The sequence below is a fragment of the Paraburkholderia sp. EB58 genome, assembly GCF_050436665.1.
Classification (GTDB): domain Bacteria; phylum Pseudomonadota; class Gammaproteobacteria; order Burkholderiales; family Burkholderiaceae; genus Paraburkholderia.
The window spans coordinates 1-15,031 of sequence record NZ_JBNDMQ010000014.1 but is presented as its reverse complement, the minus strand read 5'-3'; the positions used below and the strand labels follow the sequence as shown (position 1 = coordinate 15,031).

Sequence of the window (15,031 nt, the reverse complement as noted above, 5' to 3'; positions counted from 1 at the left end):
ACGGCGAAATTCTGTACCGTCGAATTCGCGGACGCAATCATACATAGCCCACAAACCGCACAGTTCGATAGCGACCCGCCTGAAATTACAGATCGTAATCATCGCGCGCGGGTGTGGAAATTCCGCGCCATTCCCTTCAGAACGCGGTATCTCGTTGCAGCATCGGATGGCCTACCAGGGCGAGTATTTCATCGAACGCTACGGCAAAGAAGCTGTAGCGCGCACGCCACCCATCCGCCTGATGCTCGCAGCCGGCCTGCCGGTCGGCGGCACGCCGATGTATCCCGAGCAAAACCGGCTGGACCGCATGGAAGCGCTGCGCCGCTATACGGTGGGCAGCAGTTGGTTCTCCTCAGAGGATGACCGTAAAGGCGCGCTGATGCCCGGACAGTTCGCTGACTTCGCCGCACTGACCGACGACTACTTCACGATCGACGAACCGCAGATTAAATACCTGACATCGGTTTTGACAGTAGTGAACGGCAAGGTCGTATACGCCGATGAAGAGTTCAGTTCGCTTGCCCCCCCGCCCTTGCCGGTTAGCCCGTCATGGTCACCCGTGACCGAGTTCGGCGGCTACAGCCGGTACCGGCCAGTTGTGGCGCCGCTGCAGGCCTGCGCGGACGGTTGCGTGAGTCTGTGTGGCATACACGGTCACGGACACCTGTGGGCATGGCGCAGCAATGTTCCCGCGAGCGACGCCAATGGCTTCTGGGGCGCGCTCGGCTGTAGCTGTTTTGCCTTCTGACTCGCTCGGGAGATCGTAGGTTCAAAGCACTTTTACGGAGGCCACCATGCCCGTAGCAAAAGCTCAACCCGGCAAGACCATGCTTGATCCCAGCAATCACACGCTGATCATGATCGATCACCAGTCGCAAATGTCCTTCGCGACCAAATCGATCGATGCGGTAACGCTGCGCAACAACGCGGCGCTGGTCGCGAAGGCAGCGAAGGAATTCAAGGTCTCGACGATTCTCACCACCGTCGCCGAGAAATCCTTCTCCGGTCCGATCTTCGACGAGATCCGCTCGGTGTTTCCCGAGCACCACGTTATCGACCGGACTACGATGAACTCCTGGGAAGACGCCCGCATCGCTGAACAGGTCAACAAGATCGGCAAGGACAAGATTGCGCTGGCAGGTCTTTGGACCTCGGTCTGCATCGTCGGCCCCACCTTATCCGCGATCGATCAGGGCTTCGAGGTTTACGTGATTGCTGACGCATGCGGCGATGTCTCCGACGAGGCGCATGAACGTGCGATGGAACGGATGATCCAGATCGGCGCACGACCTATGACTTCGCTGCAATACCTGCTCGAACTTCAACGCGACTGGGCCCGTACTGAAACCTATAACCAGACCGTTGCCACCTCGATTGCCCATGGCGGCGCATACGGCCTTGGTTTGATCTACGCGAAGACCATGTTCGGCGCAAGCGAAGGCCATTGACGCGCGGATCGCGAACCACGAGAGCCGGACACCCGCTGTCCGGCCACCTGATCATCTCCTTCACCTTCGTCGCGCAGCTTTTCCCGCGCATAGGCCCGTGTCGATTCCGGCAGGCGGTAACGTGTCACCGGGCCTTCGAACTCTACCCCGAGCAACGATTTTTCGACCAGTTCAATGATGCTGGTCATGACGAGCGTCGGGGTGATTTCATCGTTCGCGGCAATCGTGCACGCATCTTCGATGTGGAAGGTGCCGCCTAATTGGCCCACCCGGCGAAACACGGTCCGGGCTACCGGGTCGAGCAATGCGTAACTCCAGTCAAACGTGGCACGCAGTGTCCGGTGCCGCGGCAGCGCAGTCCTGCGGCCACCGGTCAATATATTCAGGCGGTCATCGAGTCTGCGGTGCAAGCCGTCTATACCGAGCGTCGCCGCGCGTGCGGCGGCCAGCTCAATGGCAAGCGGTACGCCGTCCAGCCGACGGCACACCTCCCCGACCAGCGCAATACTCGCAGCGTCGTCGCCAAAGCCCGGCTGGAGCGCTCGGGCGCGTTGCAAGAACAGCCGCACGGAGGAATGCGCCAGCACCTCCTGGCATTGGGCGTCGCTCGCCGGGGCCTCCAGCGGCTTCACCTGGTAGACCGATTCGGCCGCCACTCGAAGCGGTTCACGGCTGGTCGTCAACAGGCGCAACTCTGGACTGAAACGGGTCAGAGCCTCGGCCAGATCGGCAACCACGTCGATGACATGCTCGGCATTATCGAGTACAAGCAAACAGCGCTTCTCCGCAAGTGCCGCCGCGATCTGCACGGCACTCATTGTGCCGCCTGAGCACGCCAGACCGCAGGCGTGAGCGACTGCGCCCAGCACTGCCGGCGTGTTCGCATGGGGCGCCAGTCCGGCGAAGTGCACGCCATCGGCAAACTGGTCTGCGAGGCATCGGGCAACAGCACTCGCAAGGCACGTCTTGCCAATCCCGCCGGCGCCCACCAGCGTGACTGCCCGTGCCCGCGGCAAAAGATCAGTGATTTCCTGAATCACGTTCTCGCGGCCGTACAGTTCACCCACCTGTGCGGGCAGATCCCCGATGATGCGCCTTGGCACACGCGCATTCCTCGCCGTCTGCGCGGCCGTTGTTTCCTGCGCGCGTGTGAAGTGGCCCGCCAACTGATAGCCCCGCCCGGTCAGCGTCACGATCAGATTCCTGTCGGCTCCAAGCGCCTTGCGCAAGGCCGACAGATGAACCTGCAGGTTGTTCTCCTCAACGATCGTGTCCGGCCACACATGCCGGATCAGTTCATCCTTGGTGACGAGGCGGCCGCGTGAAGTCGCAAGATACATAAGGATGTCGAACGCTCGCGCACCGATGCGCACGCGACCGCTTCGGCCGTTGAGCGTGCGCAACTCGGGATCGAGCTCAAAACGGCCAATCTGAATCATCGAAGCCCCCCAATCCAGGTTTGACCTGCCAGCCATCGCACGGCATGCCTCGCGTCTTGAAGCCTTCAAGGTATCGCAGTCCCTCTATGAATTCAAACCTGCAAGCAGGTTCGTTTCACAAACATTGGTTTGAGTTATTCAAACGTTTGTATAGCTGCAATCGGGAGGTACGTGCACTGCGGGCCGTCAAAGTGTGAACCGGTGAGACGGGTCAGGAGATATTCAAATGCTCGGAGCCGACGCCGAGTGCTTCTGCCATTCGAACCAGATCCGCCACGGAGCGGCAGGCCAGCCTTTTCATCATTTGTCCACGATGAATCTTCACCGTAATTTCGCTAACGCGCATCGCTGAAGCGATCTGCTTGTTCATCAAGCCAGCCACGACAAAGCCCATCACCTCGCGCTCACGGTGAGTCAATGACCCGTAGGAACTGCGCAGTGTGGCGATCGATTCTTCAGCCGCGCGACGCTGGCTGTCCCGGCTCAAGGCGTTTTCGACGGCGTCGAGAATGTCCTGATCGCGAAAGGGCTTTGCAAAGAAGTCGAGCGCACCTGCCTTCATTGCCTTGGCCGACATTTCGGTGTCGCCGTGCCCTGTGATGAACACGATTGGAATGCGCAGATCGGTCCTCGCCAGTTCCTCCTGAAACGTCAGGCCGCTCTCGCCCCTTAGCCTGACATCGAGAATCAGGCAACTGGGTGCATCGTATTTCGGGAACGCGAGAAAATCTTTCGACGAACCAAAGGTTTCAACACGCAGCCCTGTTGAACGGAGCAACGCACTCAGCGCAAGCCGAATCTCTTCGTCATCGTCAATCACATAGACGACCGGGATTTCGCTCTCGCTGTCGTGCGGAGCGGAATTCGAATCCGAGCCCGAGAGCATCACCCTCCTCCCCTTTTCCATGAGAGAAAGTATAGTCCGTTCAGGGTGAATCATCGAGTCGCCACACGCTAAGGTGTCCCCGGCGCCAGCTTCAGCCAATGTGAGATCGCGGTCGCATCAATGGGCTTCGGCAGAATAGCCAGGACGCCCTTCGTTTGCAATTTTGTCTGCAAGGCGACCGTCGGAAACGCGGTGATAAAAACGGTTGGCGGCGCATACCCGAGTTTCAGAAGTTGATCGTGCATTTCAGTACCCGACATGCCCGGCATCCGGACATCCGAGATCAGAAACGAAGTATCACGAAGCCGTGCGGACTGCAGGAATTCCTCCGCTGACGAAAACAGATTTGTCTGCAACCGCAACGAGCGAACGAGGCTAGCGATAGCCAACCGGACCTCTTCGTCGTCCTCGACGATGGAAACAATCTGTGTGGCTTGCACGCAAGACCTCGGCAGTCGGAAATGATCCGGAGATACACACGTTTATGGCATGCGCATTCAGATCATCAAGAGTACGATGCAAGTCGCCAGAAGAAAATCATACAAATGTATGAGCGTCTGGCTAACGCCGCATTCGGTCTCGCTGCCGGAAATCCTGGATGTCGATTAAAGCTTTTGCTTTGCCGCTCGATATTCCCGCGGCGACACGCCATAAGCTGCCTTGAAGGCGCGGCTGAAATGTGCGCCGTCGAAAAATGCCCATGCATACGCGATGTCGGTCACGGTCCTGTTCGCCATGCGTGGGTCAGCAAGATCATGCGCGCAACGGGCGAGCCGCTGTTCAAGCACATATTGACGATAAGTCAGCCCTCCTTCGGACAGGAGAGCCCGTACATATCGAGTGGAGACGCCAAGGGCCGCCGCGACGGCGTCAAGGGTCAGCGCCTGGTCTGCGAGACCGTGGTCGATAAACGTCTTTGCGCGCTGGAATTGTGCGGTGCGATGCTCAGTGCTGTGCGTGCGCACCTGATTCGTCCGCTCCCATATTGCCATCGTGCACAGATCGATCGCAGCGGAATTGGCGTGTTCGGCTGCCACCCCCGTAATATCGTCCCAGACCTTTGACAGACTAAGGATGTATTCCGTCGTCAATCTGGCGTAGGGCGTCTCGTTCCCGAAGGCCATCGCCGTCACCGCTTCGATGCGCCCGATCCTGGACGTAACCGACGCGCGCGGTATATGCATCCAGATAAACGTCAGGTCTTCCGTGATGGTTTCCTGATACGGTCTGGCGGGATCGAGCAGATAGAATTGACCGGCGCGCACCCGCGTCTCTTTCTTGTCCTGACTAACCCATATCTCGCCGGACAATGGCACCACGAGCTTGAGCGCATCATTCTCCGAGCGAACAATATGCTGGCGCGTACGATTGACGTACAAAGGCGTCGTCAACGATTCGCCCGCCCATGTGTCGCCGAGGTGGCGGCCATTCCACCAGAACCGGAACGTCTCCGGTGCATCGCATTCGAGACCCACTGGAACATAGAGATCCTCCGCCAGATCGCGCCAGTACCTGAAGCGCTTCTCAACAGGGATTTCATCCAGATTCATGCTTGAGCCCATCCCACCCCCTCGCGCTTACACCCTGGAAAGATGACCGTTATGGTGATCTTCACTGTCTCGCAGCCCGATAATCATCGGGCGACATAGCGTAGGTTTCGGCAAACGCCTTGTGAAAACGTTCGGCGTGCGGCACGCCGTTCATACTTGCGATATCCGCTGTACTGTACGCCCCGAAACGCGGATCGGCCAGCATTTGCGCGCAGCGCATCAGCCGGGTCTTTAGCACGTACTGTGCGAATTCCATGTTGTGCAGGCGCGCGATGCGCTCGACTTCGTGCGCCGTGATACCCAAGGCGCAACCGGCCATTTCACTCGACAGATCGCTATCCGCCAGATGCTTGTTCAGGAAAGACTTGATACGCAGCATCTGTAGCTCGGGATCGGCGGCATCCGCGCTTCGCGATGCGGACTTTTGTCGATCGAAAGCGAGTGCCAGCAATGTACAGGCATACCCGGCGGCCTGCTCGGCACTCGTGCCCGCAATGGTGTCCCAAACGCGCGAAAGACTGTTCAGATACTCGATGGCGAGGCGCGTGCGCGGTTCTTCCGGGGTGAACGCGACGCTCGTAATCGCTTTCGTCGAACCGATTTTCGCTTCGACGTCTTCGCGCGGCAGCTGAATCCACAGGAAATTGAAGTCGTCGAACGTCAGCTCTTCGTAAGGTCGCGCGGGATCGACAACGCCCAATTGGCCGGGCCGAATATGCGCGTCGCGCCCGTCCTGGTGCATCAGAATGCCGCCCGTCAGTGGCAGCCAGACGCCGACCATATCGTCCGAGGACCGTCTTATATGCTGCGGCGTACGTGACACTCTGTGCTCGACGCTAATGAATGCACTCCCTACCGCAAAGCGCCCCAGATGACGGCCGTCATAACGCGCGCTGAATGACTCCGGTCGCTCGCAGCTGACCCCCACCGGCACATGCAGCGACTGCGATACGTCACGCCAGAAGTCGTAACGCTCCCGGGCAGGAAGCACATTGAGGTCGAATTCCGAGCGCATGGGTCACCCTCCGTACAGCTAACGTAGTAAGAAAGACGACCAGTCATGCTCCGTCAATACGGGCGTTCAACATGCCGGGGACGCATTAGATACTACCAACGCCGAACTCGCCGGACTTGTACCGAGTGACATGAGGACTTGACTAAAGCGGAACAGAAAGTGCCGGACATCATCCGGTTCGGACAATTGAAAGTAACGAAACCTTGGGTCAGACAGATTCAGAAAGGTTAACTTTATTCCGCTGCCGGTATAGACCAACGTGGCAAACAGGGCGGCAAGGCGCGGCGGAAGTCACAGCTGCCGTTGCGCAGCACGCAATGCCAGGTTGCTGCATGGGCCCATTCTTCTAACAGATCGCAAACGATATCCTGTGTGCATTCTGCGTAAAGGAGTCTGCCGTGCAAGCCATCGAAATCTCCGTCAATTACGACTTTATCTGCCCGTGGTGCTGGATCGGTCATCTGAAACTTGCTTCCGGTATTCGTGAAGCCAATCTCCCGGTGCCCGTTTCGATCCAGTATGTACCGTTCGAATTGAACCCCACGATGCCCGCCGACGGCATGGACCGGCGCGAATACCGGACGGCCAAGTTCGGCAGTTGGGTGCGCTCGCAAGGCATGGACGCGCAGGTCGCAGCCGCCGGCGTCGCCGCAGGTGCCCCGTTCAACTACGACAAGGTCACGCGCACCCCGAACACGCGCCTCGCCCATCAACTCATGCAATTCGCCATGAGCAGCGGTGACGCGCAAAAGACCGCGGCGCTCTACCAGGCCATATTCACTGCGTACTTTTCGGAAGGACGCGATATTGGCCGGCTGGAGACACTGGTCGCGATCGCCGCGGCAAACGGTTTCGACGCTACTGCTGCGCAGGAATACCTGACCCAAGGTCGCGGCGTCGCCAAGGTCGAAGAAGCCGAGCGGCTCGCTGAACGGCAAGGCATCCGTTCCGTGCCGACCGTGTTCATCGCGGGTGAAGCCATCAGCGGTGCACAACCTCCGGCGGTATTCACCGCCGCGTTGCGCGCAGCGCTCGAAAGGAGCGCGGCATGACCACGTCAGTCAAACCGCGTGCCGTGATCGTCGGCGGATCGCTAAGCGGACTGTTCACGGCTACGACATTGCGTCAGGCAGGCTGGGATGTCGACGTATTCGAACTGTCGCCAAGCGACTTGGACAGTCGCGGTGGCGGCATTGTGCTGCAGCCGGATGTACTCGCCGCCTTCCGGTTCGCCCGCATCGGCTTGCCTGAACGGCTCGGCGTGGATTCGGGAGACCGGATCTATCTGGATCGTGACGACAACCTGATTGAGCAGTTCTACATGCCGCAGACACAGACTTCCTGGAATCTGCTGTACACCACGATGAAGCAGGCCCTGCCGGCCGAGTCGCTCCACGCGGGCGAGATGTTTACCGGTTTTGAAGTCGAGGGTGAGCAGATCGTGGCGCGATTCTCGAGTGGGCGCGTCGAGCGTGCCCATCTCCTGATCGGCGCTGACGGGGCGCGCTCGAGTGTCCGGCGGGTCGTATTGCCGGAGGTTGCGCCCAGCTACGCGGGCTATGTCGCCTGGCGCGGACTCGTGCCCGAAAACGCCTTGCCGCCAGGCGCCGCCGATATTTTGCGTGACCGCTTCACGTTTCAGCAGGACTCGGGACATTCCGCCCTCGCCTATCTGGTCCCAGGCGAAGACGGTTCGACCGCCGTGGGCGAGCGCCGCTGGAACTGGGTCTGGTACCGCAGACAGAGCGCCGACGAACTCGCGCAGTTGCTGGTTGATCGGGACGGCACGCAGCGTACCTTCTCGCTGCCACCGGGCGCGCTGAAAGACGCCGACATCGCCGCATTGCGCGCCGCTTCGGGCGAACTGCTGGCGCCGGCATTCCAGTCGCTGGTCGCGTCGACGCAAGAACCGTTTGTGCAAGCCATTCAGGATCTACGCGTGCCACAGATGGTGTTCGGCAAGGTGATCCTGCTCGGCGATGCAGCGTTTGTCCCGAGGCCTCACACGGCCGGCAGCACGGCCAAGGCCGCCGCGAACGCATTGGCGCTCGCCAGCACGCTCACGTCGACGCAGCACGACGGCGCGCACCTCGATGCGGCGCTCGCGCGGTGGCAACGTGTGCAGCTTCAACTCGGTAACCGCATGACTGACCTCGGCGTGGCGCTCGGCGACCGCCTGATGAACCTTTAACTCTGAACCTGATGGCCACTTGTCATCTCGAAGGACCCACCATGACATCCCATGCATCTGCTGCTGCCGAACAGGGCGGCACAGTCAAACTAACCCGCGGCCTGATCGCGATGTTTGCTTTCTGCTGCGGCGCGATCGTCGCCAACCTCTACTACGCGCAGCCGATCACCGAACTGATCGCGCCGGACATCCACATGACGGGCGGCACGGCCAGTCTGATCGTCTCGCTGACACAGATCGGCTACGCCTTCGGACTGTTCTTTCTGGTCCCGCTCGGCGACCTGCTGGAAAACCGCAAGCTGATGATCACCACGGCGCTGGTCTCGATCGTCAGTCTCGCGCTGGCCGCGGTGACGCGCCAGCCGAGCGCGTTTCTGGCCGTTTCGTTGCTGGTGGGCTTCAGCTCGGTTGCCGTGCAGATCCTGATTCCGCTCGCCGCGCATCTCGCGCCAGATGAATCGCGTGGCCGTGTGGTCGGCAACATCATGAGCGGCCTCTTGCTCGGCATCCTGCTGTCGCGGCCGATTTCAAGCGTGGTGGCCGGGCATTTTGGCTGGCGCGCGGTGTTCGGTTCGGCAGCGGTGCTGATGGCCATCGTCACGACCGTGCTCGCGCTGACGATCCCGCGCCGCCAACCCTCGCATCAGGCCACCTACTTCCAGTTGATCCGTTCGCTCGAGCATCTGGTCGTGACCATGCCGGTGCTGCGCCATCGCTCGCTATACCAAGGGCTGATGTTCGCCACCTTCAGTCTCTTCTGGACCGCCGTGCCGATCGAACTGATACGTCACTACGGCTTGTCGCAGAACGCCATCGCCCTGTTCGCGCTCGTCGGCGCGGTGGGCGCGACCTCCGCGCCGGTGGCGGGACGACTCGCCGATGCCGGCCACTCGGTGCGCGCGACGCTGATTGCGCTGGTGGTCGGAGCGCTCGCGTTTACGCCCGCCCTGATTCATCCGGCCTGGGGCGTGGGGGGCCTTGTCGTTACCGCTATCGTGCTGGACTTTGCGGTGCAAATGAACATGGTGCTCGGCCAGCGCGAGATTTACGCGCTGCATGCGGCGAGCCGCAACCGTCTGAATGCGCTGTATATGACCAGCATTTTCGTCGGCGGCGCGATCGGCTCGGCTCTCGCAAGCACGCTGTATGACCACGGCGGATGGACGCTGACCGCGACAGTCGCCAGCGTGTTCCCGCTGATCGCGTTGATTCACTATCTGGCCTTCGGACGATCGGTGGCGGCAGCAATGGATTGAGTGGTACAGGACGCCCACACACGTCCTGCCGGGTCGCGTGGCGCGTCGGGATCGCAGCGTCGAACATGCTATATTTCCCTTATTAGTGATCATCCGATAAGGGAAAGAGGACGACGATGCCGAGGCCAAAGCGCTCAACCACACACCCCGAAGTGCGAGCGGAAGATGCCGCCGGAGTGTTACCCGAGCCGGCAGCAGGCATGGCGACGCCGCCGGCAACAAGTGGCCGGCGCATGCTGCCGGAAGACCGGGAACAGCAGATCGTGGAAAAAGCCATCGAGCATTTCGCTACCCACGGCTTTTCCGGCAGTACCCGTGAACTGGCCAAGCAGATCGGTGTGACGCAGCCCCTGCTCTACCGTTATTTCCCAAGCAAGGAAGCGCTGATAGACCGTGTCTACAACGAGATCTACCGGTGGGATCCGCAATGGGAGAGCCTGATCGCCGACCGTTCGATTCCGCTGCAGGAACGCCTGTGTACGCTCTATAAGGCTTATTCGCGGGTCATCCTGCAGCGCGAATGGATTCGCACCTTCATCTTTGCCGGGCTGACGCGGCAAGGCATCAACACCCGTTATCTCGACAAGCTGCGCGAGCGCGTGTTCAGCCCGGTGATGCGGGAGCTGCGGGCCGCCTATGACATCCCCGCGCCGAAGACACGGGCTGCGCAGGAAGCGGAACTGGAACTGATCTGGAGCCTGCACGCGAGCATTTTCTATATCGGCATGCGGCGGTGGGTGTACGGCCTTCCCGTGCCCAAGGATCTCGACGCACACGTCGAACGCCAGGTCGACGCCTTTTTGAACGGCACGCCGGCCGTTTTGCAGAAGATGGCGCCTGGCGCCGCGCTCAACGGGCAGCGCAAACGCTAGTCTCCCTGGTCTACCCTTCCCTCTGCTTCAGTAGGCGACGGGGCCTCCGTTCGTCGCGACCCGCAAGGCCTTCAGGAAAATTAACGGCCTAAAGAAAATCGACGATCTAGAATGATTGTAACCGGCGAAGTTGCTTAGTTGTACTAGCACGATGACAGAAAATGGATACGCTCCAGGCAATGAAAGTCTTCGTCCGTATCGTGGAAGCGGGCAGCTTCACACGAGCTTCGGATTCATCCGGCCTTCCGCCTCCCACCGTATCAAAGATGATGCAGACGCTCGAGCATCATCTGGGGTGCAAACTATTGAACCGAACCACCCGCAAGGTCTCGCTGACCGAAGACGGGCACGCCTATTACCTGCGGTGCGTCGCTGTACTCAATGAAATCGACGATATGGAAGCGTCCCTGTCAAGCGCCAAGGTGGCGCCGAAGGGACGCCTGAAGGTCAACCTTCCGACAGCGATGGCCAAGCGCATCGTCATTCCTGCACTGCCCGATTTTGCCGCACAGTATCCCGAGATACATGTTGAACTGGGGCTGACCGACCGCCAGGTCGATGTTGTCGGCGAGGGCGTGGACTGCGTGGTGCGGGTTGGAGCGTTGGAGGACTCCGGCCTGGTTGCGAAGCGTATCGGAAGCATGACCACATGTACGTGCGCCTCTCCGGGCTACCTCGCTCAGCATGGCATTCCCATCATGATCGCAGACCTGGATCAGCACGAGGGCGTGAACTATATCTCCAACGAAACAGGTCGCACGCGAATGTGGGACTTTCTGGTGGATGGGGAGGCCAAGCTTATACAGATGAGAGGATCGGTGTCGGTGAACGACGCCGATGCTTACGTCGTCTGTGCCCTCGCCGGACTGGGATTAGCGAAGACGTCGATGTACCTCGTAGAACCTTACCTCGCCAACGGCTCCCTTCAGACGGTATTGCAGCGATTCAACGCGAAGCCACGGCCAATCTCAGTGCTATACATGCCCAACCGCCATCTGCCCAAAAAGCTCAAGCTCTTTATCGACTGGCTGGAGGCGCTGTATGCAAGGAATCCTGTTTTGCAGGGCAAGACTCCGAAGGGCTGAACTCCGCTTCGCTTCAGTCTGGGGAGTTCACGCCTAAGCCGGGCTTCGAACGCGTCAATCGGACCCGGTCCTTCCCTTTTTTTTAACCCGGGATCGTGCCCGCGTCATCCCCACGACACCAGGGAAAACACCTGCTCCGCGCCGCTTTGTGCAAGAGACAGCTTGGCCTACAATTTATCAATCGATCAATGATCGTTCGATAAATTGCAGGAGGCAATCATGCCAGTCACCAAGCTAGCCCACTATTCGATACGTACCGCCCATCTGGAAAAATCCTGCCGCTTCTACGAGCGGATTCTGGGTTTCAAACGGGGATACCGGCCGCCCTTCGACTTCCCGGGTCTCTGGCTCTACAAAGGCGGAGACGAAGCCGACTTCGGCACCGTTCATATCATCGGTGTCGACCCGAACAATCCGGAGGGCCTGACAGCATATCTGGGCGACAAGACGCTCCCAGTGAGCGGCACCGGGACCGTCGACCACATTGCCTTCCTTGCAACTGGAGTCGAGGAAATGTGGAAAACGCTGGAAGCGGAAAACATCCCCTGGCGCGACCGCACCGTTCCCAGCCTCGGCCTGCATCAGATCTTCATCGAAGATCCGTCTGGCGTCACCATCGAGCTCAACTTTCCTGCCGCTGAAGTCGCTCATCTAACGATCCCGCACGCGGCGGCCGCTCAAGAAGCAGCGAACCCAGGAAAGTGAACATCATGAACGTTTCTGCCAAACCCAAAGCAATCATCGTAGGCGGCTCCCTTGGCGGCCTTTTCGCAGCTAATCTGCTGGTACGCAATGGCTGGGCCGTCGACGTATTCGAACGGGTTCCCGAAGAGCTCGCTGGCCGCGGAGCCGGAATCGTCACCCATCCGGAACTGTTCGAAGCCCTAACTGCGGCAGGCGTGCAGATTGACAACTCCATCGGCGTCAAGGTGCAATCGCGCGTGACGTTCGATCAAGGCGGCGCCGTGCTGTCTGAGCGGGCACTGCCGCAAACGCTGACCGCGTGGGGCAAGATGTATCACGTCCTGCGATCCGCCCTGCCCGACCTTCATTACCGCTCCGGCGGCAGCGTCGCGTCCGTCGCGGACGGTCCTGAGCACGCAACGGTGACGCTCAGTGACGGCAGCGTCCATCAGGCCGACATCGTCATTGCTGCCGATGGATTCAAATCCGCCATCCGCGAGCAGTTCCTCCCTGACGTCAAGCTCGAATACGCGGGTTACGTGGCATGGCGCGGACTCGTGGAGGAGATGGCCTTGACGCAGCAAACTCGCGACGCTCTATTCGAAAAGTTCGCGTTTTGCCTGCCCCCGCGTGAACAGATTCTCGGCTATCCGGTGGCAGGCCGCGGCAACAGCACCGTTCCTGGCGAACGTCGCTACAACTTCGTCTGGTACCGGGCCACCAGCGAGGATGTCGATCTCCCCAACCTGCTGACCGATGAGACCGGTAAGCGCTGGATCGGCGGCATTCCCCCCAAGTTGATCCGGCCCGACGTTCTCGCCGATATGGAGGAAGCCGCGGTTACGCTGCTTGCACCGCAATTCGCCGAGGTTGTGACCCGTGCGACGGAACCGCTTTTCCAGCCCATCTTCGATCTGGAAGTGCCGCAAATGGCTTTTGGCAGGGTTGCTCTGCTTGGCGACGCAGCGTTCGTCGCTCGTCCGCACTGCGGCATGGGCGTGACCAAAGCGGCGAGCGATGCCATGGCGCTGGTGGCCGCCTTGCGAGCAACCGCCGATGTGCGCGAGGCATTGGGCGAATACAGTCGCGTACGCACGGAGGTGGGCGCCGCGATCGTCCAGCATGCCCGCCATCTCGGCGCGTATATGCAGGCGCAACTCAAGGACGACACAGAACGTGTCATGGCCGAGCGCTATCGCACCCCCGACGCCGTGATGCGCGAGACGGCGGTGTCCAAGCGCTTCTGATTTCGTGTACTGAACAGGCCGGCTCTTCGAGCCGGTTTATTCGCTCAATAGAATAAAAAAGAGCGATGCCACCGCAACAAGTGCATGGCATCGGAGTAAGTGCTAAAGCGCTAACTCTGGTCCACAGGAGACAACATGGAACACACCGTCCCAACCTACCAGGCCAGCGCGCAGCGCGAAGGCAGCGATCCGGCAATCACCGCCAATCCGTTGCTGAACGATCCACGCTTCAAGGCGCTCTTGCGCGCCCGCCGGGCCTTCTCGTGGACGCTCACCCTCGTCATGCTGATCGTCTACTTTGCCTTCATCCTGACGCTCGCGTTTTGGCCCGCATTGCTCGGTCGTCCAATTGTTCGGATCGTCGGCGGAATCTGTGGGTGAATTAGTGTGCGCGGCTAGCCAAGTGAAGCTCGATTCAGATACTGATAGAGCTTGCGACATGTTGCATCAAAGGAGTTTTGTGCAGACTCGGAGATAGCTGGCCAGATGAGGGGGCCGCCGTCTTCCTCGATTAGTTTGTCCAGGAGGGTTGCCACGGGGAGGCTCAGGAGATCGGGATCTTCATGGCGGCGTCGGATCATTTCGCCGCCGAGCATCCAGATGTGATCGCGGTGCCGAAGCAATGTCTTGTGTGCGTATCCCAAGGTTAGCAGATGTTCAAGGAAGGGCGTGAGTATTGCCACGATTGCCTGTCCAGTCGAAATATCTTCGTCGTCGACCCGCCACGACGCAGGCCAGTTATGCAGATCTGGGACGTACTGCGCGAGCGCTTGCTGTTCGGCGACAATGGCGGCTTCGTCCTTGCCGCTTCTGAGCTTTCTAACCATGTTGCTGACCCGTCTGCTTAACGCCTGTCATCATTTTCCCGGCTTTGTCTATGAGGGTGCACGGCTGTGCGAGGCAACCCAATGCATCGAGATCGACGTTCGGCCGCGCAAGGGTTCGAAGCCGATTTGCTCATGCTGTCACCAGCCTGCGCGGGGTTACGACTCGCTCACGCAGCGCCGCTTCGAGTTTATCCCCGTCTGGGGCTTTGCCGTGTTTCTGCTCTATACCATGCGGCGCGTCGATTGTCGTGCCTGTGGCGTGAAGGTCGAAGCTCTGCCGTGGGCCAACGGCAAGCACACGCTCACCCGCGCTTACATGATCTTCCTGGCGCAATGGGCACGTAAGCTATCCTGGAAAGAAACGGCGCTCAGCTTCCGAACCAGTTGGGAGAAGGTCTTCAATGCAGTGGAATGGGTCGTCGACTGGGGGCTGAGCCACCGCGAACTCGGCACGATCCGCGCGTTGGGCGTTGATGAAATCCAGTATGGTCGTGGACACCAGTACCTCACCCTGGTCTACCAGATCGAGGC

The 15,031-nt window shown here is 60.0% G+C and carries 15 protein-coding genes and 2 pseudogenes; 11 read left to right on the top strand and 6 right to left on the bottom strand.

Translation table 11 applies throughout. From position 1 onward, the window contains the following. Window positions 1-145 precede the first annotated feature (145 nt). Both P3T40_RS21000 and P3T40_RS20995 read left to right on the top strand, forming a co-directional pair. Window positions 146-748 (top strand): annotated as a pseudogene (locus P3T40_RS21000) (amidohydrolase family protein); the annotation flags it as partial. A gap of 46 nt (window positions 749-794) precedes the next feature. Beyond that, window positions 795-1,448: a hydrolase gene (locus tag P3T40_RS20995; protein ID WP_429269652.1), complete on the top strand. Its 654-nt coding sequence runs from the start codon at window positions 795-797 to the stop codon at window positions 1,446-1,448. On the opposite strand, the gene P3T40_RS20990 is transcribed toward P3T40_RS20995, so the two are convergent. From P3T40_RS20990 to P3T40_RS20970, 5 genes are all read right to left on the bottom strand, one after another. Then, window positions 1,409-2,887 carry an ATP-binding protein gene (locus P3T40_RS20990; protein ID WP_429269651.1) on the bottom strand — a complete coding sequence of 493 codons (1,479 nt, stop codon included), beginning with the start codon at window positions 2,885-2,887 and terminating at the stop codon, window positions 1,409-1,411. The two genes, P3T40_RS20995 and P3T40_RS20990, sit on opposite strands and share 40 nt — an antisense overlap. 211 nt (window positions 2,888-3,098) lie before the next feature. Next, window positions 3,099-3,773 carry a response regulator transcription factor gene (locus P3T40_RS20985; RefSeq protein WP_429269816.1) on the bottom strand — a complete coding sequence of 225 codons (675 nt, stop codon included), beginning with the start codon at window positions 3,771-3,773 and terminating at the stop codon, window positions 3,099-3,101. A 68-nt stretch (window positions 3,774-3,841) separates the two neighbouring features. Then, entirely contained in the window at window positions 3,842-4,213 is a 372-nt protein-coding gene (locus P3T40_RS20980) for a response regulator (protein ID WP_429269650.1), read from the bottom strand. 165 nt (window positions 4,214-4,378) lie between these two features. Next, complete coding sequence (locus tag P3T40_RS20975; RefSeq protein WP_429269649.1) at window positions 4,379-5,323, bottom strand: helix-turn-helix domain-containing protein; 945 nt, start codon at window positions 5,321-5,323, stop codon at window positions 4,379-4,381. Between the two features lie 61 nt (window positions 5,324-5,384). Then, window positions 5,385-6,338, bottom strand: coding sequence for a helix-turn-helix domain-containing protein (locus P3T40_RS20970; protein WP_429269648.1), 954 nt, complete (start codon window positions 6,336-6,338; stop codon window positions 5,385-5,387). 398 nt (window positions 6,339-6,736) lie between these two features. On the opposite strand from P3T40_RS20970, the gene P3T40_RS20965 reads away from it, so the two are divergent. The 8 genes from P3T40_RS20965 (at window position 6,737) to P3T40_RS20930 (ending at window position 14,054) form a co-directional block, all read left to right on the top strand. Beyond that, window positions 6,737-7,390, top strand: a complete 654-nt coding sequence (locus P3T40_RS20965) for a DsbA family oxidoreductase (protein ID WP_429269647.1) — start codon at window positions 6,737-6,739, stop codon at window positions 7,388-7,390. Continuing rightward, the gene (locus tag P3T40_RS20960; RefSeq protein ID WP_429269646.1) at window positions 7,387-8,529 is read left to right on the top strand and encodes an FAD binding domain-containing protein; all 1,143 of its coding nucleotides are present in this window, start codon (window positions 7,387-7,389) and stop codon (window positions 8,527-8,529) included. The genes P3T40_RS20965 and P3T40_RS20960 overlap by 4 nt, the downstream gene beginning before the upstream one ends. A 41-nt stretch (window positions 8,530-8,570) precedes the next feature. Further along, window positions 8,571-9,785, top strand: coding sequence for an MFS transporter (locus P3T40_RS20955; protein WP_429269645.1), 1,215 nt, complete (start codon window positions 8,571-8,573; stop codon window positions 9,783-9,785). Between the two features lie 200 nt (window positions 9,786-9,985). Next, window positions 9,986-10,657: a TetR/AcrR family transcriptional regulator gene (locus P3T40_RS20950; protein ID WP_429269815.1), complete on the top strand. Its 672-nt coding sequence runs from the start codon at window positions 9,986-9,988 to the stop codon at window positions 10,655-10,657. Between the two features lie 161 nt (window positions 10,658-10,818). Next, window positions 10,819-11,742: a LysR family transcriptional regulator gene (locus tag P3T40_RS20945; RefSeq protein ID WP_429269644.1), complete on the top strand. Its 924-nt coding sequence runs from the start codon at window positions 10,819-10,821 to the stop codon at window positions 11,740-11,742. Between the two features lie 219 nt (window positions 11,743-11,961). Then, a complete protein-coding gene (locus P3T40_RS20940) occupies window positions 11,962-12,447 on the top strand; it encodes a VOC family protein (RefSeq protein WP_429269643.1) in 486 nt (161 codons plus the stop codon). Window positions 12,448-12,452: 5 nt separating this feature from the next. Beyond that, window positions 12,453-13,673: an FAD binding domain-containing protein gene (locus P3T40_RS20935; protein ID WP_429269642.1), complete on the top strand. Its 1,221-nt coding sequence runs from the start codon at window positions 12,453-12,455 to the stop codon at window positions 13,671-13,673. A gap of 135 nt (window positions 13,674-13,808) precedes the next feature. Next, a complete protein-coding gene (locus P3T40_RS20930; protein WP_429269641.1) occupies window positions 13,809-14,054 on the top strand; it encodes a DUF485 domain-containing protein in 246 nt (81 codons plus the stop codon). A 14-nt stretch (window positions 14,055-14,068) separates the two neighbouring features. On the opposite strand, the gene P3T40_RS20925 is transcribed toward P3T40_RS20930, so the two are convergent. Then, the gene (locus P3T40_RS20925) at window positions 14,069-14,500 is read right to left on the bottom strand and encodes a hypothetical protein (RefSeq protein ID WP_429269640.1); all 432 of its coding nucleotides are present in this window, start codon (window positions 14,498-14,500) and stop codon (window positions 14,069-14,071) included. On the opposite strand from P3T40_RS20925, the pseudogene P3T40_RS20920 reads away from it, so the two are divergent. Next, window positions 14,499-15,031 (top strand): annotated as a pseudogene (locus P3T40_RS20920) (ISL3 family transposase); the annotation flags it as partial. The gene P3T40_RS20925 and the pseudogene P3T40_RS20920 sit on opposite strands and share 2 nt — an antisense overlap.